Source organism: Microbulbifer harenosus (assembly GCF_005771435.1).
Classification (GTDB): domain Bacteria; phylum Pseudomonadota; class Gammaproteobacteria; order Pseudomonadales; family Cellvibrionaceae; genus Microbulbifer; species Microbulbifer harenosus.
Window position 1 is genome coordinate 1 of sequence record NZ_VANI01000011.1, and the last position, 20,176, is coordinate 20,176.

A 20,176-nucleotide genomic window follows, 5' to 3' on the forward strand; every position below is an offset into this window, starting at 1 on the left:
GCAATTCACTTCTTGGCGGGAGTAAAATGCCCCTAGTATCGCAGATCACCTCCAGTTTTAGGTGATGTGTCGCGGTTAGTATATGAATCCGGGGTGCATAACAAACAGTGGCAGAGCGACAGCCAACGCTACGCACCTTTTGTGTTACTCGCTGGTGCTCAAACATTAACACAAAATGCGCTCCGCGCTGCCTGCGCTGGGCGTTACACGTTCTAAGGAGTCGACATGATTGTAATTTATGGAATCAAGGAAAAACTTAATCCAATAAAAGCAAAGTTGTCTGATGTTATTCATGGTTGTATGCAATCTGTTCTCGGTATGCCGGAGGATAAACGAGCACATCGATTCGTGCCCTTGGAACAAGATGATTTCTATTATCCGGGTGGTAGAAGTGATGGCTACACTGTCATCGAAATAAACATGATGGCAGGTCGCAAGCCTGAGACTCAGAAAAAACTTATTAAAGCTCTATTTCAAGAAATCGAAAGTCAGCTTGCTTTGTCTCCGATTGATGTTGAAATTACGATCAAAGAACAGCAGCCATATCAGTGGGGCTTTCGAGGCATAACAGGTGATGAAGCAAATGACCTCAAGTACAAAGTAAACGTGTAACAAGCGGCAGCAGTTCGCAGCCCATGGCTGCCGGACTCGCTACGCTCGCCGCTGTGCCGGGCATTAGTAGCTACGAGCTGAGAATATGGAGATTCAGAAAGCAGATTTGCGTGATGCTGAAGAAATTTTGAAAATTCAGCATGCCGCCTTTCAATCGGAGGCTGAGATTTACAATGATTTTGAAATCCCTCCTTTAACGCAGACCGTGGATGATCTAAGAGCTGATTTCGCCAATAAGACGGTTCTAAAGGTGATAAAAGGCAAGATGATAGTGGCGAGTGGCCAATATTATTCGTTGCGGGAACCTGTCATATAGGAAGAATGGCTGTACTGCCGGCGTTTCAAGGTCAAGGCATAGGTTCCATGCTATTGTCAGCACTTGAAAATTCCTGCTCAGATGCCTTGCGTTATGAATTATTTACCGGTGAGCGCAGTGAATTCAATTTATCTGTGTATAAACGTAGAGGCTACCAGGAATTCAAGAGAGCAAGTTTAGGTAAAACCACTATCATTTTTTTGGAGCGGGGTGCGTAGGCCGCTACTAACAAGCCGCTGCTGAGCACGGCGTTCGGTGTCATAAGTGGTAGTAAATTTGCGCAGTTTTCAGGAAGAAAATTCTATGAATTTAAGGCATGCAGAAGGGCAGGATCTTCCAAGAATTGTAGATATTTACAATTCTTCAATCGCATCTAGACGGTCCACAGCTGATACTGAGGTGGTAACGATGGAATCACGGCTTCAGTGGTTTCGCAAACATCATCCGGAGAGTCGGCCTTTACTCGTATACGAGCAAGAAACAGAGATCGTTGGGTGGATAAGCTTTGAAGATTTCTACGGCAGACCTGCCTATCGGCATACGGCTGAACTGAGTATCTACATTGCTCCTGAGAATCAGGGCAAGCAGCTTGGGAAAAGGTTATTACGGGCTGCTGAAGAAATGGCGCCGGAACTTGGTTTGCATACTCTGGTTGGGTATGTCTTCGCACACAACACTCCGAGCATGCGTCTACTGCACGCGCATGGGTTCCAGGAATGGGGGCGACTTCCTGATGTCGCAAAAATGGACGGTCGCAATTACAGCCTTTGTATCATGGGTAAGAGGCTTTAGGATGGCTTCAATACCGAACACCGAACGCCGCGCTGCACAGGACGGCCAACGCTATGCACCTTTGTGCTGGTCGCTACGCTCCCATTTTCGCACAAATGTGCATAGCATTGTCCAAACGTGAGCGCGGCGTTCAGGCTGTAGAAAAGCTCGAGCACTTCTTCCGTAGATTAGTTTTTCGTGCGGAGAGTGCTCTGAAATGTTTCTCGCCATGTGAATCAGGTACAGAATTCGCATAGAAGCCAGATTATCTGCACATAATATGAACAGCAAAGGGGCCGGAGCTTTTCTACAGCCTCATTATCTGTCAGAAGGAATTGAACTCATGAGAATCGTCTGGTTTTTATTGATATTGGTATTTTCATTCTCCGCAACCGCTGATCCAAGTAATGATTTTGAAAAGCTAAAATCTCTAGTTGGAGAGTGGAAGAAGGAGGGAAGTGATAGCAAAGATTTCTATATTTCATTCCAAAGTAGTGCGAACGGTAGTGTGCTTATAGAGAACTGGATTTATAAAGGTGCTTCACATTCCTTCACCGTGTATCACCTAGATGGAGAGAGCTTGCTTGCGACGCATTATTGCCCGCAGGGAAATCAGCCTAGGTTGAAACTCGGAAAATCGAGTGATCCAAATAGTATTTCCTTCGAATTTCAAGATGCTACAAACCTTAAAAGCCTTAAGGATAGTCATCAGCACTCGCTTTCTTTTGAGTTTTTAGATAACAATACAATTTTAAGAAATGAGAGCTACAGTAAAGCCGGCAAGCTAACCCCAGCGAGCCTAAATCTAGTCAGGCAGTGAGGCCAGTTAACAAGGTAAGCTGTCCCTGCCGGCGGCGTTACGTGTCTTTGAGGTTCCGTCTCTGTGTCACTAAATGAATCTGGATATAAGTTAATAAAGAATTTTCTAAGTCTTGAGATGGCTACCTCCATCATCAACGAGGTCGACTCAGAACTAGTGAGAAATCGAGGTGGCGGCATTCGCAATGCTGAAAAGAAATTTAACTTGATCAACGTGTTTGCTTACTCCGACGAAATGCTTTGTCAGGCTGAAAAATATTTAACCGGAAAGGCATCGCTTGTCAGGGCAATTCTTTTCGATAAATCACCGGAGAACAACTGGCTCGTCACTTGGCACCAGGATAAAACCGTGGCTGTATCATCCAGGTTCGAAGCTGAAGGTTGGGGACCCTGGAGCGTAAAAGAAGGAGTTCACCATGTCCAACCACCTGTCGAGGTGCTGAAAGATATGGTTGCCTTCCGTATACACTTCGATGAATCAAATTTGGAAAACGGCTGCCTTAAAGTAATACCTGGGAGCCACGCCTTGGGTATCCTTTCTCAAGACCACATACATAATGTTGATAAATCTGAGGCTGCCGTTATTGTAGAGGCTCCGGCATTGTCGGCTTTGGTCATGCGCCCTCATTTATTACACGCTTCAAATAAGGGTGCTAAGCCATCGAGGCGGCGTGTTCTACACTTGGAATATAGTAGCTATAAGTTAAAAAATGGTGTCCAGTGGGCGTAAATACGTAACAAAGAGCTGCGGGCCGAAAACTTATTTTACGCACTTTTTACGCGGTCGCTATCGCTGCCATTTTCGCGAAAAAGATGCGTAAAGTAAGCCGCGACTCAACGCGGGTTATGTGTCAGTCAGCATCAAATATACGATGAAGGTTTTTAGTATGCCGTATGTAAACGTACAAATCACAAAAGGTGCAAGCAGGGAGCAGAAGAGAAGATTGGTAGAAGAAATCACTGCTTCCCTGGTCACGAATCTGGGTAAGAAGCCAGAGCATATTCATATCGTACTTCAGGAGATCGCAGAGGAGGATTGGGGCTATGCAGGTATGCTAACTGATGACTGGAAAGAGCGGCAGAATAAGTAGCGTCAGGTATATCGGCTTCAGTTTTGCCCGTTTCGGAGAGCATGTACACCATACAATACCTAGCTGTGATGCTCCAGGAGTGCGGCCTTCCGCAGGTGTAGCAAGCAGAGTAAATCCCGGACAAGGCTGATGCCAGTGCCAACTTGGACCAATGATTGGGCGGCCACAGATTGGATGATGCGGTGCATTGACTGTATCGAAGAAAAGACGATTTACGGTCACAGAACGTCAGTGGCCGAGCCCGCCCGGAAGAATTCGATGCTAAAAAGTTGAATGCGTGATTATGTAAAGCGGGTTTGGTTAAATCTTAATTATTACAACGAACACGAAAAAAACAGAAAAGATCAGTAGACTCATTAAGTAAGGCAGGAGAACCAAATATGAAAAACATCAAGCCTTTGTCTGCGAAGAAACCGCCAGTACCAGATGATAATCATGAAATCATCGGAGAATGGATCGCGAATACCAAGCCCGCTCTGAACCCTGTCGCTTCAAGATTGGACAAGGTAATCCGGCAGGAACTTAAGGATCCCAGGTACGCAATCAAATGGGGCAAGGCCTATTACGGTTCTACACAGTTCGGATGGTGTATTGAGCTTGTGGCTTATGACGTTTCTGTGAATGTTGTTTTTCTTAATGGAAGCCAGCTCGATAACCCACCAGAACTTGGTGATGAAACACGCTACGTGAAGGTCAGAACTCTCGAGGAGGCGCAATCTACCCAAGTTCTTGAGTGGATCAAACAGTCATGCCGAATGTCAGGCTGGGCTTGGTGATATCGCTTAATTATGCGCCTCCAGCTTTGACTGTTTCCTCCCCGGTCGGTCGTAGATCAGGGCGACCGCGCGACGAGGTCATGGCTCTGGGAAATTTCAACTTAATCAACTCTAGAAAATGATTATAGGTCTCTGTTGGTATCAAAAGAATGAGTGGGAGAGAATGAAGTCTCTCTCGGTAGATCCGGATAAATTGGATGATAACTATGAGAGTTGGAAGAAAAATGCAAATTTGACAATTCTTTCTCTAAGAAGAAGTGGAGTGGTGGTTAAAAAGGTCTCTGTCAAGGCTCATGAGCTTGTGATCTGGTGTAATGAGCGAGGAAAAGTGGTCGATGGCGAGGCCAGGGCGGCCTACGCATCATTCTTGTTGGATCAGCGCAAGATCCGAAATCTATAACAAGGTCGGGTATTTTTCTCGGGGCCTTAGGCCCTTCACAGGGCAGCTTGCCTTGTGTATGTTTTGCGCAGGTCGGTACGCCCCCATCATTGCTGGCGGCGTGTGTGTCAGGGAGAAATATAAGAATGAAGTGCGTTTTATTAGCGATTGGCTTTGGGGGCTGTCCACTTCCGTAAGTGCAGTAAACAGTTCAAGTTTCTCGATAGACTTGGGCTTTGACCATGGAGGCATCGGCGTGAGATCCTTCAAGAACCAGGGCCGGGGTAAGTACTTTGGGGTTAATAAGATTCATTAAGATAACTCAGTTACAAGATGACTTTTACAAAGAAGCACTAATTGATTATGCAGTTGAGTAGAAGCTGATAGGTTTCTAATCAGGACGTTTTTTACTTGCGCTTCGTTTTGTGGTCGTAACATAAGTTGTGGTGTAAAGTGCGGAATCCTATCTTCGGAAATTCCCCCCTTTTTTGTGAAAAAGTATGCTCGAATGCTTCGCCATGCTGTGCACGGTTCTTTAGGTTCAGTCGATTTAATACTGGTGGAATATGGAAATAATTGAACTTTCGGATAAAAGGGTAAGGGATCTTCCCGTTTTTGATAATGGTGAGTGCTTGATCGACCTTAAAGAAGTTGATGAACTTTTATATGGAGAGCCACCGGAATCTGCTGATACTGAACCCGACTATCATTTCTTGCGCGAGTCGGTAGTAATTTCTCTTGTGCGAGCTCAAAAGAAGCTTCCTGATGGTTGGAAGTTTCGGGTCTACGAGGGTTACCGAAATCCAAGTTTTCAGAATAAGTTGTTTGAAGAGCAGCTTGGTAGGATTGAAGAGTCTTGGCCTGAATGGTCAAGTAGAAAGATTTATGAGTATGCATCAAGACTAGTTTCGCCCACTAAGTCATGGGATGGGGAAAGAGTAGTCTCTCCACATAGTACTGGCGGTGCAGTTGATGTTGAAATTATTGATGCTGACAACTGTGTTATAGATTTTGGAATGGAGATACGAGATTGGTTTAAAGTTGATCCGAGAATATGTACAACCGCTGCTGAGGGAATATCCTCTTCTGCAAGACGTAACAGAGCTTTGTTAAAGAGAGTCCTGGAGGATCAGGGGCTTGTTAATTACGCCAGAGAATGGTGGCATTTTTCATATGGGGATCAATACTGGGCATTTTTAAGCGGGAGGCAGTATGCAATTTATGATGAGGTCTAGGAGCCCGAGCTTAGTGTCAGAGCGCTCGTATCATTATGCGTTGCAGGCCGACAGTTCACGTTGCGCAGTACTGCTATTGTCACGAAAAAGCGGACAAAGTAAGCCGTGGGCGAACGCGGTGTTAACACGAGGATTAGCCAACAATGGACGTCGCTGAAACCAAAGAGTACTGCAGATCATTTTCTGGGGCTCGGGAAGAGGAGTTGGGTTATCCAAGGAATATTCTCTCTTTCAGCGTCGGGGGTAAAAAATTTGCTTACTTCAAGACTAGCGAACCCGAGCAATGGAGATTTAGTGTTCGGGTCAGTTCTGACCGGTACCTCGAACTTACTGACCAGGTAGGAATAAATCCAGCTAGATACATGCATAGGTTTCATTGGATCACAATAGTTGATGTGGGTTCCTGGCCTTCTGAGCTTGTCAGAGAGTTAGTCCGATGGTCTTACGGGAAGGCAGTATCTGGTTTGTCAAAAAAAGCCCGAGAGGCTGCTGGTGCTTAGCGGATTAGGAGTGGGCGTTTATCCGATAAAGGCCTCATTGTACGCGCCTGTTTGATCCGCACATTGCTCAGTTTCGCAGCTGGCGGCGCGCCGCGGCGTCAAGGTATATCCGCGTCATGCGCTGCCATTTTTTTGTAGCGGTTACTTCATTGTCCAGTAGATGTGCTGCCGCAAGTTGCGCACGCAGGAAGGCGCGGTAGCACTGGTAGAACCGCACTAGGGCTGAATCCGGCGCGCCATCGTCTGAGTAACTGCTGACGATCAATCCGCATAGGTCCGGGCGCCCCAACAGCTCGCATTCGAGGGCCAGATAACAAAGTTCATCCAGCGGATTCAGGCAGCGCAGATCGCGATTGAACTCAAGGCAGTCAATGATCTGTGGCGGCTCAGTCAGGAAGCAGTGTTCGGGACGCAGGTCGCCATGTCCCTCCACAATATGCCCATTTTCAGCGCGCCCGCCGATCAGTGCGCTGTGGGCATGAATGAAATCCACCAGGGCGGCGGCCAGTCCATCAATCTCTCCGCCATCCAGCGCCAGTTCTGGTGCGCGCAGCCCCAAGCGTACGGTTTCAACGCGCTGTCGCAACCGCGCCAGGTATTGGGTGGCGCTCAGTGGTAGCGACGCGGCAGAGCGATGGAAATCCCGCAGTCGCTGCAGCAGCGGTGCCAGCGAGTGCGCGCTGACACGGTCTATCTGCTGCGTCAGGCAGTCTTGTTCCCGCAGGCGGCGCATTTTCACCAGCCATTCTACCGGTGTGCCAGAAGGGCCGAGGGAAAGGCGGCCGCCAGCGCTCAGCCGCAGCGGCACCAGATCCAGGTAAACCCCATCCGTAAGCCGCCGGTTGAGGCGCAGTTCCTCGCTGCAGACCCCATAGCGTTTGTCCAAGCTGCTGAAATCCAGGTAGTGGAAGCACACCGGCTTTTTCATTTTGTAAACGAACTTGTCGGTCAGGAACAGCCGCGCCATATGGGTTTCTTCCAGACGTACCGAGCTGGTCCCCTCCGGATAGCTGTCTGGAGAGAGAAGGAAACGGGTCTTCTGTTCCAGGCCCGGAAGTTCGGCGTTGGCTGTGTGCATGGTTTGAATCGGCAGTTCGGTCCTGTTTGCTAGTCTAGTTGTATTACTCCTTCGCCAATTTCTACCGGCAGGTTGTTATGGAGCCGTTTGAAAATCGCATTGAGGCGGGGCGCCGGCTGGCGGAACTCCTCGGTGACTACCGCGACCGCGACGATGTCATCGTGCTGGCACTGCCGCGAGGCGGGGTGCCGATTGGGCTTGAGGTGGCGCGCCGGCTACACGCGCCGCTGGACCTGATGCTGGTGCGAAAATTGGGAGTGCCTGGTCACGAGGAGCTGGCCATGGGGGCGATCGCCAGTGGCGCGCGGGTGCTCAACGAGGAGGTCATCATCAACTGCGGTATCAGCGAGGCTGCGCTGGAGCGCGAGACCCACGCAGAGGAGGCGGAGCTTGCGCGTCGTGCGCGGCGCTACCGGGGCGACCGGCCCTGGCCGCAGCTCGAAAACCGTTGCGTCATCCTGGTGGACGATGGCATTGCCACTGGCGCCACCATGGCTGTGGCCGCGCGCGCCGTGCGGGCGCAGCGGCCGGCGGAGCTGGTAATCGCGGTACCGGTGGCGCCGCCGGCGACCATCGAGCGCTTTGCGCCGCTAGTGGATCGCTTCGTCTGCCCGTTGCAGCCGATGTCATTCTGGGCTATTGGCGCCTGGTACCGGGATTTCTCCCAGCTCAGCGACGAGCAGGTCATCGACATGATGCAGGAGGCGGGCGACTTGGAGAGCGGGCAGCCTTGAGCGAGGAAACAGCCTTGAGCGAGGAAACAGCCTTGAGCGAGGAAACAGCCTTGAGCGAGGAAACAGCCCTGAGAGAGGAAACAGCCTTGAGCGGAGAAACAGCCGTGAGCGGAGAAACAGTCGTGAGCGGAGAGCAGCCATGAGCAGAAACGTGCCGCGCAGCGAGGTGCAGATTGATACCGGCGCTGGGCCGTTGGAGGGCTTTCTGGCGCTGCCAGCGGGTGGCCAGTCGCTGGTCCTTTTTGCCCACGGCAGTGGCAGTAGTCGTTTCAGTCCCCGCAACACGATGGTCGCAGGGGCGCTCAATACGGCCGGTATCGGTACGCTGTTGTTTGATCTGCTCACCGCGGATGAACACCGGATTGACGAATTCACCCGGGAGTATCGCTTCGATATCGACCTGCTGACCCGACGCTTGGTGGATGCGCTGGATTGGGTGAAAGCCGGGCCGGAAACAAAGGACCTGCACCTGGGGCTGTTTGGCTCCAGTACCGGTGCGGCTGCGGCGCTGATGGCAGCGGCCGAACGGCCGCATTGGGGGGGAGGCGGTGGTATCGCGGGGCGGGCGCCCGGACCTGGCGGGTGACGCATTGCCTAGGGTGGCGGCAGCGACGCTGATGATCGTCGGCGGCGAGGATTATCAGGTAATAGAGCTCAACCGCGCCGCCGCTGCGCACATGCGCTGCGATCCTGTACTAAAGATTGTGCAAGGGGCCACCCACTTGTTCGAGGAGCCCGGCACCCTGGAGACGGTGGTGGCGCTCGCCATCGACTGGTTTCAGCAAACACTGCAGGATCGTTGACCTATGCGCCCGCTCAAGCTGTTCAGCCTCGACGCCGGTGCCGATTTTGCCCTGGACGTCGCCACCGCGCTCGGTGTGCCACTCGCCGCGCATGAGGAGCGTGAGTTCGTCGACGGCGAGCACAAGCTGCGCCCGCTGGATGACGTTGAAGGGGCGGACGTCTATCTGGTGCAGTCGCTGTACTCGGATCGCGCTAGCAGTGTCGATGACAAACTGGTGCGAATGTTGTTTTTTGTCGGAGCCCTCAAGGACGCCGGCGCCGCCCGCGTTACCGCGGTGATTCCCTACCTGTGTTACGCGCGCAAGGACCGCCGCACCAAGCTGCACGACCCGCTTTCCAGCCGCTATCTGGCATCCCTGTTCGAAGCCCTGGGAACCGACTGTGTGGTGACCCTCGATGTACACAATCTTGCCGCCTTTGAGAATGCCTTTCGCATCCGCACTCTACATCTGCCGGCACAGCCATTGTTCGTGGATTTCGTCGCTGAGCGGCTGCAGGGTGATGGAAACCCGCTGGTGGTGGCGTCGCCAGATGTGGGCGGCGTCAAGCGCGCGGAGGCCCTCCGCCAGGCCCTTGGCGAGCGTCTGGGTGGCGAAGTGGGGCGGGCATTTGTGGAGAAATACCGCAGCGGTGATGAACTGTCGGGGGGTGTGCTGGTGGGCGATGTTGACGGTGCCAGTGTGGTGATAGTGGACGACCTGATTGCCGGCGGTGGCACCGTGCGGCGGGCGACGGAGTCTCTGAAGCGCGGCGGTGCCGCACGGATACTGGTGCTGGCGAGCCACGGCCAGTTTTGCGGCAGCGCCCTTGCGGATTTGGCGCAACTGCCCATCGATGTGCTGGCGGTCACCAACTCGCTGCCGCAACCGGTCGGCACACAGTTGCAGATAGTGGACTGTGCGCCGCTGCTGGCGGAGGCGATCCGCCGGCTTCATCACGGTGGCCCGGCGACGCAATTGAGTGTCTGACATGGACTACTTTGAGTCCGAGATCTCCCAATTTATCTGGGAAACCAAGTATCGCTACCGCAACGGTGAGCAGATCTTTGATACCACTCTGGAAGACAGCTGGCGGCGGCTGGCGCGGGCGCTCGCAAAAGTCGAGATTAAGCGCGGGCACTGGGCGCTGCGCTTTTTTCGCAATCTGGAGGATTTCCGCTTTTTACCCGGTGGGCGCATCCTCGCTGGTGCAGGTACGGATCACCGCGTTACCCTGTTCAATTGCTTTGTGATGGGCACGATTGAGGACTCGATGGAAGCGATCTTCGAGCGCCTCAAGGAATCGGCGCTGACCATGCAGCAGGGGGGCGGCATTGGTTGCGACTTTTCCACCCTGCGCCCGGCCGGAAGCCGTGCCCACCACACCGGCAACATTGCCTCGGGGCCGGTTTCCTTCATGCGCATCTGGGACGCCACCTGCGCGACGCTGCTTTCTACCGGCAGCCGGCGCGGTGCGATGATGGCCACCTTGCGCTGTGACCACCCGGATATCGAGCGCTTTGTCGATGCCAAGCGCGATCCACGAGAGTTGCGCCACTTCAATCTATCGGTGCTGGTTAGCGATGATTTTATGGCCGCGGTGGATGACGATTGCGAATGGGATCTGATATTTCCTGAGCGGTTGCTGGAAGGGCAGGGCAGGGAGCAGGTGTTGCGCGGATGGAGCGGCGAGCCAAAGCCGTTGCCATGCCGGGTGCTAAAGCGTGTTCGTGCGCGCGAACTGTGGCAAAAAATCATGCGTGCAAACTACGACAGTGCCGAGCCGGGGGTATTATTTGTCGACCGGATTAATACTCACAACAATCTTTACTACCGCGAGCAGATCAGCGCAACCAATCCATGTGGCGAAATTCCACTGCCACCCTACGGCGCCTGCAATCTTGGCTCGGTAAACCTGATGCGTTTTGTCCAGGCTCCGTTCTCCGCGCGAGCGGATCTGGACTGGTTCGGGATTGACGAGTGTGTGGCCGTGGGTGTGCGGATGCTGGACAACGTGATCGACCTGTCCCACTACCCATTGCCATCACAGAAAAAGCAGGCCCGTGGTAGCCGCCGCATTGGTATTGGCATCACCGGTCTTGCGGATGCACTGATTGCCCTGGGGCTGCATTACGACAGCGATCAAGGGCGTGCGCTTGCCGCGAGGGTGATGGAAACCGTGCGCGACAGCGCCTACCGGACCTCCATTGCGCTGGCGGCGGAGAAAGGGGCATTCCCTTTGTATGAGCGGACCAAATTTCTTGCCGGTGCGGATGTGTGTGCCCTGCCCGAAAAATTGCGTAAGGGGATCGCCGACAAGGGGATTCGCAACAGCCATCTGATTGCCATTGCGCCCACCGGCACCATCAGCCTGCTGGCCAATGGGATTTCCAGCGGTATCGAGCCGGTATTCGATTTTCACCACCGTCGCAGGGTGCTTACCTCGGAGAGCGATTACCGCAGGTTCGACATCGTCGATCCGGTATGGAAGCTTTGGTGTGAGCGCGGAGGTGACCCCGAACAGTTGCCCTCGGCATTTGTTTCCGCACGCCAGCTGTCGCCGCTGGCGCACCTGCGCATGCAGGCGGCTCTACAAGCCTATGTGGACAACGCCATTTCCAAAACCGTGAATGTCCCAGAGGATTTTCCGTTTACTGAGTTTGAGTCCCTCTACCGAGAAGCGTTTGCGCTTGGCCTCAAAGGTTGTACCACCTTCCGCCCAAATCCGGTCCGCGAATCGATACTCATTAGCGCCAGTGAAGTAGCGGCGAGTCATTGTTGCGATATAGAGCGCGAAGGCGACTGATCATCTTGATCTAAACCTCAAGCTCCTTCATTATTCCAAGGGGCCGGGTAGGAAGCGGTTTACCGTTCCGGTGGTTTAAAAGTACGGAGTCCATTTCTTTAGCTGCCAATAGAACGGAATTCAAATGCAACTACGAGCCATTTTATTTGACCATGATGGCACACTGGTCAATTCAGAACCTGTTCACTATAGAATCTGGGCGCAGGTTCTACAGCGCTACGGGTTTACATTAACAGAGCAGCAATATAAGGCCTGCTATGCCGGTGTGCCCACCCCTGCCTCTGCGGTAGATTTGGTGCAGAAATTTGGCATTGATGTATCGCCTGATCAGCTCGCAGAAGAAAAGAGCGCCGCCACACAGGAATACCTTGAGCGGCAGGCATTTCCCTTGATGCCAGGAGTGGAAGAGGCCATATCATATTTTTACCGCGCAGGACTTAAACTTGCCGTTGTAACTGGGGCGAGTGCGAGCGGCGCGCAAACAACTCTTAGAACCAACAATTTCAACGACTATTTTACTGTGGTCGTTTCCGGGGATGATGTCCGGGCAAGTAAGCCCGCGCCAGACTGTTATATTCTGGCGCTCCAACGGCTTGGTGTTTCAGCCGCAGAGTGTCTGGCCATCGAAGATACTCAGCACGGGCTCGAAGCGGCCTTTCGCGCTGGTATTGACTGCTTGGCACTACCTACAGATATGTCCCGGTCTCAAGACTTTAGTCTTGCAGAGACGGTTCTCACTGGTATGCCGGAAGCGGTTGAGTACGTACGTAAAGTTCTCTGTGGCATGGAAACTTCGCAGCCCTAGGTGCAGAATTTCTTCATCGCTGTTTTTTTGCGCGTAGATCAGTTACGGGAAACTGGGAGATAGATAATAGTGAGCAACGTACCTCGTATAACGAAAGGCAGTTGCCGTTGTGGACAGGTGGAGTTTGAAATTGCATCCCCGCCATTGATCACGATGGCGTGCCATTGCACCGGATGCCAGAAAATGACCTCCAGTGCGTTCAGCCTGAGTTCGCTGTTTCCGAGTGCGGCGTTCTCGGTGACAGCTGGTGAGCCGGTAATCGGTGGGTTGCATGGTAGTACTCGTCATTTTTTCTGCGGGCATTGCATGAGCTGGCTGTTCACAAGGCCTGACGGTATGGATGACTTTGTGAACGTGCGCTCTACGCTGCTGGATGGTTCACAGAGCTTCCAGCCATTCCTGGAAACATACACGGCGGAGAAACTGACGTGGGCTGTTACCGGTGCAAAACACAGTTTCAGCGAATTCCCTCCGCAAGAAGAGTTTCCGGAATTGCTGCAGGAGTATGCCAGCGAAAATTCATAGATGCCGAGTTGGAGGATGTATCGCTGCGCACGGCAGCGTCATTGCTTCGCTGATGGTCTTGATTCTGTTGCCTTTTTCACACCTAAGGGGATTTGAATGGATCTTGAGTTTCAGCCGGGGAAAAATATCGCCTTGAAAATCCCGGCACATGAGTATCAGAATACGGTTCGTTTCTATCGGGATGTGCTGCGGCTTACGGAGTTGACGCCCGATGGTCCGGATGAGACCCCGAGGTTTGAGTTTGGCGGCAAGGTGCTGTGGCTCGATTGCATGCCCGGATTGAGCCAGTCTGAAATCTGGCTGGAAATCGTCACCAGTGATATCGACAAGGCTTCTGAGTATTTCAAAGAGCAGGGTTGCCATCGGCGGGACGAGATTGAACCGCTGCCGGAGGGGTTCAGAGCGTTCTGGATATCAAGCCCATCCAATATTATCCATCTGGTGTCATCGACAAGCGATGGTCTATAAGTAAGCTATAACCTGCGAGCCTGATCTGCATAATCAAGGAAAGAAAATGCAATTATCACAAAAGGAAGCATTGGAACGGTACGATGTATTTCGAGCTCGGGCGGAAGGGATAGTAAGGGAAGCCTAGCGGAAAACTTGAGGCGCGTTCAAATTTTTGTATCGGTTACTTAACCTCATGCCCACGTAGGCGATGTATTTTTTCAAGCGATTTTGGGCTCGGATTTCTCCAAGATTATGAATAGATTCTTGATTGCTGTAATTTTCCTGCTGTCTCAAAACTGCTTCGGAAGTAGCTTTGCGCAAGATGTTGTGGCAGCAGCTATTGACCGTACTAAGAGCGAATAGTTGCAAATGTCGCGACAGCAAATTTAGATGTTGCAAAGACATTTTGTGAGTTTACCCTTGGCCTTGAATTTGTTATGCATCCGGAATGGATTAAAGCTTATAGATCAGGTGAAAAAGTAATGGAGTATGAAACATGAAAAATCTTAAAATGGCACTGTTTGGTGTTCTCGTTGCCGTCGCCTTCACTGCGCATGCCAATGGATCATTCCGGCTTCCAAATGGCAAGCTTATCCAGGAAGGAAAAAGCAAACAGGAAATAATCTATATAGCCGGTGCTCCGATGTACCAAGAGGTGGAAACCATCGCGGTAGATGAAGGTGCTGGTGGGAACCCAATAAAACGGGAAATTTTAACATATCGCCTTCCCAGCTCTCTCGGTGGCATGTCATTGGTTGTGGTAACCATCGAAAACAACAGGGTGGTCGCTGTAGAGTCCAAGCAGGAAAGCAGGATCTAAACCGGGCTAAGGATGGCCGGGCCGCAAGTCAAGCGCGTAAGTGCTTGATTTGTCGTAGAGCTTTATAGGAATGGCTCCCTTGTTTTGCGGGCATCTTTTGTTCAGTCATGTTGCCATGGAAAGTCCAATTTCCACTTCGGCATTTTCCGCTACAATGCGCTGGACATTACTCATACCCGGAGTTCCCATGAGTCAGCCTGACGCACAATCCTGGCTGGATGACCTTCCCGCTGCATTTCACACCTATCTGAACGGACGCCGGCTGGATGAGGTGGAGTGCATTGTTCCCGACCTCAATGGCATGTCCCGTGGTAAGGCCATGCCGCTCAGCAAGTTCTCGCCAGACAGCCCGGTGTTCCTGCCCATATCCATTTTCTACCAGACCATAACCGGCCAGGATGTGGAGATGGATATCGAAAACCAGTGGGCCGAGAGCGATATGGCGCTGGTGCCGGATATGTCGACGGCAATGGCGGTGCCCTGGGCGAAGCAGCCGGCGCTGCAGATTATTCACGATCTGCAGGATCTGCAGGGCAATCCCATCGCTTGTGCGCCGCGCAATGTGCTGAAGCGGGTGATCGCGTTATATGCAGAGAAGGGCTGGAAGCCGATTGTGGCGCCGGAGCTGGAATTCTATCTGACCAAGCCGAATATCGACCCGAACGAGCCCATTGAACCGCCGGTGGGGCGCAGTGGCCGTTCGGGCACTTCCCTGCAGTCGTACTCAATGACAGCCATCGACGAGTACGGCCCGGTGATCGACACCATTTACGAATACGCCGAGGCCGCCGGCCTGCATATTGACTCGGTGATTCAGGAAGATGGCGCCGGACAGGTGGAGTTCAATCTTACTCATGGCGATCCTTTGTGGCTTGCGGACCAGGTGTTTTATTTCAAGCGCATCATCAAGGAGGCGGCACTAAAAAACGGGATGTTTGCCACTTTTATGGCCAAGCCCATGCGCGACCAGCCCGGCAGCGCCATGCACGTACACCAGAGTGTGGTGGATATCGACAGCGGCAGGAATATTTTCTCCGACGATGACGGCAATGCGACGGACCTGTTTCGCTATTTTATCGGTGGCACCCAGAAGCATATGCGCGAAGTGATGCCATTTATCGCTCCGAATGTGAATTCCTATCGGCGTTTTGAGTCCGAGGCGAATTCCAGTGCGCCGACCAATATCGGCTGGGGCTACGACAACCGCGCCACCGGCCTGCGGGTGCCCAATTCCGGTGCCCAGGACCGACGCCTGGAAAACCGGGTGATCGGCGTGGACGCTAACCCCTATCTGGCTATCGCCGCGAGCCTGATCTGCGGTTATCTCGGGATGATAAACCGCGTTGAGCCGGATGCACCAGCGGAATCGGAATTGGATGAAGAGCAGGAGGCGCGCTCTTACATCCCGATGACGTTCGATGAGGCGCTGCGTATTTTCGAGGGCGCGGAGGAAATCCATCAGGCGCTGGGAGAGGGGTTCTGCCAGCTGTACGCGGCAGTAAAAAGCGAGGAGATGAGACTGTTCCACCGGGAAATTTCCCCGTGGGAGCGCCAGCATCTGTTACTCAACGTATAGCGTTCTGCGGTAATTGCCGTCGCAATTAAAAAGCCCCCGCCTTCAACAGGTCGGGGGCTTTTTTTTGCGGGATAAAAACCTGGTGTCAGACCTTGAATTCTGCCGCCAGCTTTTTCTCCACCAGTACTTTCTTCAGGCGGGCATACTGGGGGATACCATTCTTGTAGGGTGGATAGTCTTCGCCCAGAATCAGTGGCTCAAGGTAGGCGCGGCCGGCGGGGCTGATGCCGAAACCGTCTTCGGAGATATATTCTTCCGGCATGAACTTTTCCACATTGGCCACTTCTGAAAGCGGGGCTTCGCCAATGCTCCAGCTATAGTCGGCTGTGCAGGTGCCGTTGCGCTCAATGGTAGGCATGATGGCGTTTTTGCCGGCCACGGCGGCTTCCACCGCGGCCTTGCCCACAGCGTAGGCCTGTTCCACATCGGTGGCGGAGGCAATGTGGCGGGCGGCGCGCTGCAGATAGTCGGCCAGCGCCCAATGGTATTTCAGGCCCAACTCGTCCTTGACCATTTTTGCCAGGGTCGGCGCGACGCCACCCAGTTGCTTGTGGCCGAAGGCATCGACGCTGCCGGCGTCGGCGAGGAAGGTGCCGTCTTCGTACTGGGCGCCTTCGGAGGCAACGATTACGCAATAGCCCTTGTCGTCGACGGTCTGCCGGACTTTGTTCAGAAACTTCTCTTTGTCGAATGCCACTTCCGGCAGCAGGATGATATGTGGGGCATCGCCTTCCTGCTCCTGTGCCAGCGCGCCGGCGGCGGCGATCCAGCCCGCGTGGCGGCCCATCACCTCAAGGATGAACACCTTGGTGGAGGTGGCGCACATGGAGGCCACGTCCAGTGCCGCTTCCTTGGTGGAAACCGCCACATATTTGGCCACGGAACCGAAGCCGGGGCAGTTGTCGGTGAATGGCAGGTCGTTGTCCACGGTTTTGGGAATGTGGATGGCCTGGATGGGGTAGCCCATCTTTTCCGACAGCTGGGAAATCTTCAGGCAGGTGTCGGCGGAGTCGCCACCGCCGTTATAGAAGAAATAGCCGATGTCGTGCGCCTTGAACACTTCAATCAGGCGCTCGTATTCGGCGCGATTCTGCTCCAGGCTTTTCAGTTTGTAGCGGCAGGAGCCGAAGGCGCCAGAGGGGGTGTGGCGCAGCGCGGCGATGGTCTCGTCGCTCTCCTGGCTGACATCGATCAGTTCCTCGCGGAGTGCGCCGACAATGCCATTCAACCCGGCGTAGACAGTGCCGATCTTGTCGCTGTGCTGGCGGGCGGTCTCGATGACTCCACAGGCGGAGGCGTTGATGACGGCGGTTACTCCGCCTGATTGCGCGTAAAAGGCATTCTTCTTCGACATGACTATCCTATGGCTGCAGTCGCGGTTTCTCGTCTTAAGTCACGCTTGCGCGTGGTGCTGGCGGGCGGCTTCTTGTGGCGGCCTCGCGCGGCGCGAAGTCTAATGTATTCATATGGCAATTGCATGGAATTGCAGAACTTCGACACGTACTGCCGGATTTGGCCGTGATAAGCTTGCGCGGCATCCATTTCCCGATCATGGCTGGCAGTATCCGCTACTGCCATATACACAAGCAAAATGCGCACCGGGCTTCATCTCGCGCGGGTCAGGCCTCCGGATTTGAGGGAATGATTGCGTGAACCGACAGTCTCAGCAGCTTCCCCACTAATGTTGCAACAGCATCGAACTGAGTGAATAAACTGGCATGCATATTCATATTTTAGGCATCTGCGGCACTTTTATGGGCAGCCTGGCCCAGCTCGCGGTAGCGGAAGGCCACAAGGTCACCGGCTCTGATGCCAATGTTTACCCGCCCATGAGCACCCAGCTGGAGCGCGCCGGTATCGAGCTGACCGAAGGCTACGACCCCGCGCAGCTGGAGCCGGCGCCCGATTTGGTGATCATTGGCAATGCGCTGTCGCGGGGAAACCCGGCGGTGGAAGCGGTGCTGGATAAGGGCTTGCCCTATACCTCCGGAGCCCAGTGGCTGTGTGACCACTTTCTTGGCGGGCGCTGGGTGCTGGCGGTATCCGGTACCCACGGTAAGACCACTACGGCGAGTATGCTGGCGTGGGTGTTGGACTTTGCGGGCATGGCCCCGGGCTTCCTGATCGGCGGTGTGCCGCGGAACTTCGAGGTGTCCGCGCGCCTCGGCGGCACGCCCTTTTTTGTGGTGGAGGCAGACGAGTACGACACGGCTTTCTTCGACAAGCGCTCAAAATTCGTTCACTATCGCCCGCGCACGCTGATCATCAACAATCTGGAATTCGACCACGCGGACATTTTTGACGACCTGGAGGCAATCCAGAAGCAGTTCCACCACCTGGTGCGCACCGTGCCCGCCAGCGGCCTGGTGGTGGCAGCGCAGGATGATGCAGTGACCCAGGTACTGGACAAAGGGTGCTGGAGCCAGGTGCAGCGTTTCGATGTGGAGCGGGACGATGGCGTGCGCCTGGGCGACTGGTGTGCGGTGAATATCGCCGCCGATGGCAGCCGTTTCGATGTGCTGCTGGAAGGCAAGCCGGTGGCTGCGGTGAACTGGCAGCAGACGGGCCTGCACAGTGTGAAAAACGGACTCGCCGTCATTGCCGCTGCCCGCCATGTGGGCGTGGAGCCCGCCATCGCGGCGGAGGCTCTGGGCGCCTTTGAAGGGGTCAAGCGGCGGATGGAATGCCTGGGGGAAATTCAGGGTATTCGCGTCTACGACGACTTTGCCCACCATCCCACCGCCATCGAAACTACGTTGAACGGCCTGCGGGCCAAGGTGGGGACGGAGCGGGTGATTGCGCTGATCGAGCCGCGCTCCAATACCATGCGCATGGGGCACCACCGCGAGCAGCTCGCACGGGCCTGCGCCGGCGCCGATCTGGTGCTCTGGTACCAGCCGGAGGGGATGAACTGGTCTCTGGATGAGGTGGTTCACCATTCCACCGTGCCGGCAAAGGTTCTCCACAGCATCGACGCTGCGGTAGAATCTGTTCTTGAACTGACCAGCCCCGGCAGTCACGTTATCGTGATGAGCAACGGCGGCTTTGGCGGTGTACACCAGCGGCTGCTCCGTGCCCTTGAGCACAAATACGGGCAGCAGACACACAGCGGATAGCCCCGCATTCCGGGGCGCAACGGATACTTCTTTGGCCGAGCCGATTTACTCCAAAACCGTCACCCTTGCGATTACCGGTGCGTCCGGTGCCCAGTACGGTTTGCGCTTGTTGCAGTGCCTGCTGGCGGCACAGGTGCGCGTGTGGCTGCTGCTGTCTGATGCCGCGCGGATCGTGATCAACACCGAAACCGAGGTGGTGCTGCCGGAAGACGAAGAGCGCACCGCTTCGTATCTGCGGGAACTCTACGGCGCGGCGGAGGACCAGTTGATCCTGTTTGGCAGGCGCGACTGGTTTTCGCCGGTGGCCTCCGGCACCGGTGCCGCCAGCAGCCTGGTGATCTGCCCGGCGAGCGGCGGCACTCTGTCGGCGGTGGCCTGTGGGGCCTCCAACAACCTGATCGAGCGGGCGGCAGACGTCGCGTTGAAAGAGCGCCGCCAACTGATTCTGGTGCCCCGCGAGGCACCCTATTCGGAAATCCACCTGGAAAACATGCTCAAGTTGACCCGCATGGGTGCGGTGATCCTGCCGGCGAGCCCGGGGTTTTACCAGAGGCCGCAGTCGGTGCAGGATCTGGTGGACTTTGTGGTGGCGCGGATACTGAGCCAGCTGGATGTTGAACAAACGCTGCTGCCCCCCTGGGGCAACACGGAAAACTGACTTGGACGGGGGCGTGATGGATAAGACCGTCACCATTCACTACTGCGTGCAGTGCAACTGGATGCTGCGCGCCACCTGGATGGCGCAGGAGCTGCTGTACACCTTTGCCGAAGACCTGGAGCAGGTGGCTCTGAAGCCGGGTACTGGCGGTGTATTCGAGATTCGTATTGGCGACCAGCTGGTCTGGGAGCGAAAACGCGATGGCGGCTTTCCGGGGCCGAAAGAACTGAAACAGAAAGTGCGGGATATTCTTTTCCCCGAGCGCGATCTCGGCCACGTGGACAAGTAACCGCGGGTATTCCCAAAAACGCTGCACCTCCGGTGCCT

The 20,176-nt window shown here is 54.2% G+C and carries 26 protein-coding genes; 24 read left to right on the forward strand and 2 right to left on the reverse strand.

Annotation, left to right across the window (positions count from 1 at the left end; genetic code table 11):
- Window positions 1-225: 225 nt before the first annotated feature.
- From FDY93_RS10805 to FDY93_RS19965, 11 genes are all read left to right on the forward strand, one after another.
- Entirely contained in the window at window positions 226-612 is a 387-nt protein-coding gene (locus tag FDY93_RS10805) for a tautomerase family protein (protein WP_138235772.1), read from the forward strand.
- Between the two features lie 85 nt (window positions 613-697).
- Window positions 698-928 (forward strand): hypothetical protein, encoded by a 231-nt coding sequence (locus tag FDY93_RS19600; protein WP_220446166.1) that lies wholly within the window; start codon window positions 698-700, stop codon window positions 926-928.
- A 5-nt stretch (window positions 929-933) separates the two neighbouring features.
- Entirely contained in the window at window positions 934-1,146 is a 213-nt protein-coding gene (locus FDY93_RS19605) for a GNAT family N-acetyltransferase (RefSeq protein WP_220446167.1), read from the forward strand.
- 85 nt (window positions 1,147-1,231) lie between these two features.
- Window positions 1,232-1,720, forward strand: coding sequence for a GNAT family N-acetyltransferase (locus FDY93_RS10815; RefSeq protein WP_138235773.1), 489 nt, complete (start codon window positions 1,232-1,234; stop codon window positions 1,718-1,720).
- A 259-nt stretch (window positions 1,721-1,979) separates the two neighbouring features.
- The gene (locus tag FDY93_RS10820) at window positions 1,980-2,519 is read left to right on the forward strand and encodes a hypothetical protein (protein WP_138235774.1); all 540 of its coding nucleotides are present in this window, start codon (window positions 1,980-1,982) and stop codon (window positions 2,517-2,519) included.
- 63 nt (window positions 2,520-2,582) lie between these two features.
- Window positions 2,583-3,248, forward strand: a complete 666-nt coding sequence (locus FDY93_RS10825) for a phytanoyl-CoA dioxygenase family protein (protein WP_138235775.1) — start codon at window positions 2,583-2,585, stop codon at window positions 3,246-3,248.
- A gap of 118 nt (window positions 3,249-3,366) precedes the next feature.
- Window positions 3,367-3,609: a 2-hydroxymuconate tautomerase gene (locus tag FDY93_RS10830; RefSeq protein ID WP_220446168.1), complete on the forward strand. Its 243-nt coding sequence runs from the start codon at window positions 3,367-3,369 to the stop codon at window positions 3,607-3,609.
- Between the two features lie 380 nt (window positions 3,610-3,989).
- The gene (locus FDY93_RS10835; protein ID WP_138235776.1) at window positions 3,990-4,385 is read left to right on the forward strand and encodes a DUF1801 domain-containing protein; all 396 of its coding nucleotides are present in this window, start codon (window positions 3,990-3,992) and stop codon (window positions 4,383-4,385) included.
- A 163-nt stretch (window positions 4,386-4,548) separates the two neighbouring features.
- Window positions 4,549-4,785 carry a hypothetical protein gene (locus FDY93_RS10840; RefSeq protein WP_138235777.1) on the forward strand — a complete coding sequence of 79 codons (237 nt, stop codon included), beginning with the start codon at window positions 4,549-4,551 and terminating at the stop codon, window positions 4,783-4,785.
- Window positions 4,786-5,330: 545 nt separating this feature from the next.
- Window positions 5,331-5,999, forward strand: coding sequence for a M15 family metallopeptidase (locus FDY93_RS10845; protein ID WP_138235778.1), 669 nt, complete (start codon window positions 5,331-5,333; stop codon window positions 5,997-5,999).
- Between the two features lie 143 nt (window positions 6,000-6,142).
- Window positions 6,143-6,499, forward strand: coding sequence for an MmcQ/YjbR family DNA-binding protein (locus FDY93_RS19965; protein ID WP_138235779.1), 357 nt, complete (start codon window positions 6,143-6,145; stop codon window positions 6,497-6,499).
- A gap of 67 nt (window positions 6,500-6,566) precedes the next feature.
- Here the strand turns inward: FDY93_RS19965 and FDY93_RS10855 are convergent, their stop codons facing one another.
- The gene (locus tag FDY93_RS10855) at window positions 6,567-7,577 is read right to left on the reverse strand and encodes a hypothetical protein (protein WP_138235780.1); all 1,011 of its coding nucleotides are present in this window, start codon (window positions 7,575-7,577) and stop codon (window positions 6,567-6,569) included.
- A 77-nt stretch (window positions 7,578-7,654) separates the two neighbouring features.
- Between FDY93_RS10855 and FDY93_RS10860 the strand changes: the two genes are divergently transcribed.
- From FDY93_RS10860 to FDY93_RS10900, 10 genes are all read left to right on the forward strand, one after another.
- On the forward strand, window positions 7,655-8,311 hold the full coding sequence (locus FDY93_RS10860) for a phosphoribosyltransferase (RefSeq protein WP_138235781.1): 657 nt from the start codon (window positions 7,655-7,657) through the stop codon (window positions 8,309-8,311).
- A 139-nt stretch (window positions 8,312-8,450) separates the two neighbouring features.
- On the forward strand, window positions 8,451-8,897 hold the full coding sequence (locus FDY93_RS10865; protein WP_220446169.1) for a dienelactone hydrolase family protein: 447 nt from the start codon (window positions 8,451-8,453) through the stop codon (window positions 8,895-8,897).
- A gap of 4 nt (window positions 8,898-8,901) precedes the next feature.
- A complete protein-coding gene (locus FDY93_RS19610) occupies window positions 8,902-9,114 on the forward strand; it encodes a hypothetical protein (RefSeq protein ID WP_220446170.1) in 213 nt (70 codons plus the stop codon).
- A 3-nt stretch (window positions 9,115-9,117) separates the two neighbouring features.
- Window positions 9,118-10,083 carry a ribose-phosphate diphosphokinase gene (locus FDY93_RS10870; RefSeq protein ID WP_138235782.1) on the forward strand — a complete coding sequence of 322 codons (966 nt, stop codon included), beginning with the start codon at window positions 9,118-9,120 and terminating at the stop codon, window positions 10,081-10,083.
- A 1-nt stretch (window position 10,084) separates the two neighbouring features.
- Window positions 10,085-11,899, forward strand: coding sequence for an adenosylcobalamin-dependent ribonucleoside-diphosphate reductase (locus tag FDY93_RS10875; protein ID WP_138235981.1), 1,815 nt, complete (start codon window positions 10,085-10,087; stop codon window positions 11,897-11,899).
- 124 nt (window positions 11,900-12,023) lie between these two features.
- The gene (locus tag FDY93_RS10880; protein WP_138235783.1) at window positions 12,024-12,704 is read left to right on the forward strand and encodes an HAD family hydrolase; all 681 of its coding nucleotides are present in this window, start codon (window positions 12,024-12,026) and stop codon (window positions 12,702-12,704) included.
- Between the two features lie 69 nt (window positions 12,705-12,773).
- On the forward strand, window positions 12,774-13,229 hold the full coding sequence (locus FDY93_RS10885; RefSeq protein WP_138235784.1) for a GFA family protein: 456 nt from the start codon (window positions 12,774-12,776) through the stop codon (window positions 13,227-13,229).
- 96 nt (window positions 13,230-13,325) lie between these two features.
- Entirely contained in the window at window positions 13,326-13,697 is a 372-nt protein-coding gene (locus tag FDY93_RS10890) for a VOC family protein (RefSeq protein ID WP_138235785.1), read from the forward strand.
- A 478-nt stretch (window positions 13,698-14,175) separates the two neighbouring features.
- Complete coding sequence (locus tag FDY93_RS10895) at window positions 14,176-14,499, forward strand: hypothetical protein (protein ID WP_138235786.1); 324 nt, start codon at window positions 14,176-14,178, stop codon at window positions 14,497-14,499.
- Between the two features lie 187 nt (window positions 14,500-14,686).
- Window positions 14,687-16,075: a glutamine synthetase family protein gene (locus tag FDY93_RS10900; protein WP_138235787.1), complete on the forward strand. Its 1,389-nt coding sequence runs from the start codon at window positions 14,687-14,689 to the stop codon at window positions 16,073-16,075.
- An 85-nt stretch (window positions 16,076-16,160) separates the two neighbouring features.
- Here FDY93_RS10900 and FDY93_RS10905 read toward each other — a convergent pair whose 3' ends face one another.
- Window positions 16,161-17,429: a 6-phosphofructokinase gene (locus FDY93_RS10905; RefSeq protein ID WP_138235788.1), complete on the reverse strand. Its 1,269-nt coding sequence runs from the start codon at window positions 17,427-17,429 to the stop codon at window positions 16,161-16,163.
- Between the two features lie 364 nt (window positions 17,430-17,793).
- Here FDY93_RS10905 and mpl point away from each other — a divergent pair, with 364 nt between their 5' ends.
- The 3 genes from mpl to FDY93_RS10920 are packed head-to-tail and all read left to right on the forward strand — an operon-like array spanning window position 17,794 to window position 20,138.
- Window positions 17,794-19,191, forward strand: coding sequence for a UDP-N-acetylmuramate:L-alanyl-gamma-D-glutamyl-meso-diaminopimelate ligase (mpl, locus tag FDY93_RS10910; RefSeq protein ID WP_138235789.1), 1,398 nt, complete (start codon window positions 17,794-17,796; stop codon window positions 19,189-19,191).
- 31 nt (window positions 19,192-19,222) lie between these two features.
- On the forward strand, window positions 19,223-19,849 hold the full coding sequence (locus tag FDY93_RS10915; protein ID WP_138235790.1) for a flavin prenyltransferase UbiX: 627 nt from the start codon (window positions 19,223-19,225) through the stop codon (window positions 19,847-19,849).
- A 16-nt stretch (window positions 19,850-19,865) separates the two neighbouring features.
- A complete protein-coding gene (locus FDY93_RS10920; RefSeq protein ID WP_138235791.1) occupies window positions 19,866-20,138 on the forward strand; it encodes an Rdx family protein in 273 nt (90 codons plus the stop codon).
- Window positions 20,139-20,176: the final 38 nt, after the last annotated feature.

Excerpts from the sequence above, each read along its gene's own strand:
- FDY93_RS10805 (WP_138235772.1), top strand. The coding sequence starts at position 226 with ATGATTGTAATTTATGGAATCAAGGAAAAACTTAATCCAATAAAAGCA.
- FDY93_RS19600 (WP_220446166.1), top strand. The coding sequence starts at position 698 with ATGGAGATTCAGAAAGCAGATTTGCGTGATGCTGAAGAAATTTTGAAA.
- FDY93_RS19605 (WP_220446167.1), top strand. The coding sequence starts at position 934 with ATGGCTGTACTGCCGGCGTTTCAAGGTCAAGGCATAGGTTCCATGCTA.
- FDY93_RS10815 (WP_138235773.1), top strand. The coding sequence starts at position 1,232 with ATGAATTTAAGGCATGCAGAAGGGCAGGATCTTCCAAGAATTGTAGAT.
- FDY93_RS10820 (WP_138235774.1), top strand. The coding sequence starts at position 1,980 with ATGAACAGCAAAGGGGCCGGAGCTTTTCTACAGCCTCATTATCTGTCA.
- FDY93_RS10835 (WP_138235776.1), top strand. The coding sequence starts at position 3,990 with ATGAAAAACATCAAGCCTTTGTCTGCGAAGAAACCGCCAGTACCAGAT.
- FDY93_RS10840 (WP_138235777.1), top strand. The coding sequence starts at position 4,549 with ATGAAGTCTCTCTCGGTAGATCCGGATAAATTGGATGATAACTATGAG.
- FDY93_RS10845 (WP_138235778.1), top strand. The coding sequence starts at position 5,331 with ATGGAAATAATTGAACTTTCGGATAAAAGGGTAAGGGATCTTCCCGTT.
- FDY93_RS19965 (WP_138235779.1), top strand. The coding sequence starts at position 6,143 with ATGGACGTCGCTGAAACCAAAGAGTACTGCAGATCATTTTCTGGGGCT.
- FDY93_RS10855 (WP_138235780.1), bottom strand. The coding sequence starts at position 7,577 with ATGCACACAGCCAACGCCGAACTTCCGGGCCTGGAACAGAAGACCCGT.
- FDY93_RS10860 (WP_138235781.1), top strand. The coding sequence starts at position 7,655 with ATGGAGCCGTTTGAAAATCGCATTGAGGCGGGGCGCCGGCTGGCGGAA.
- FDY93_RS10865 (WP_220446169.1), top strand. The coding sequence starts at position 8,451 with ATGAGCAGAAACGTGCCGCGCAGCGAGGTGCAGATTGATACCGGCGCT.
- FDY93_RS10870 (WP_138235782.1), top strand. The coding sequence starts at position 9,118 with ATGCGCCCGCTCAAGCTGTTCAGCCTCGACGCCGGTGCCGATTTTGCC.
- FDY93_RS10875 (WP_138235981.1), top strand. The coding sequence starts at position 10,085 with ATGGACTACTTTGAGTCCGAGATCTCCCAATTTATCTGGGAAACCAAG.
- FDY93_RS10880 (WP_138235783.1), top strand. The coding sequence starts at position 12,024 with ATGCAACTACGAGCCATTTTATTTGACCATGATGGCACACTGGTCAAT.
- FDY93_RS10890 (WP_138235785.1), top strand. The coding sequence starts at position 13,326 with ATGGATCTTGAGTTTCAGCCGGGGAAAAATATCGCCTTGAAAATCCCG.
- FDY93_RS10895 (WP_138235786.1), top strand. The coding sequence starts at position 14,176 with ATGAAAAATCTTAAAATGGCACTGTTTGGTGTTCTCGTTGCCGTCGCC.
- FDY93_RS10900 (WP_138235787.1), top strand. The coding sequence starts at position 14,687 with ATGAGTCAGCCTGACGCACAATCCTGGCTGGATGACCTTCCCGCTGCA.
- FDY93_RS10905 (WP_138235788.1), bottom strand. The coding sequence starts at position 17,429 with ATGTCGAAGAAGAATGCCTTTTACGCGCAATCAGGCGGAGTAACCGCC.
- mpl (WP_138235789.1), top strand. The coding sequence starts at position 17,794 with ATGCATATTCATATTTTAGGCATCTGCGGCACTTTTATGGGCAGCCTG.
- FDY93_RS10920 (WP_138235791.1), top strand. The coding sequence starts at position 19,866 with ATGGATAAGACCGTCACCATTCACTACTGCGTGCAGTGCAACTGGATG.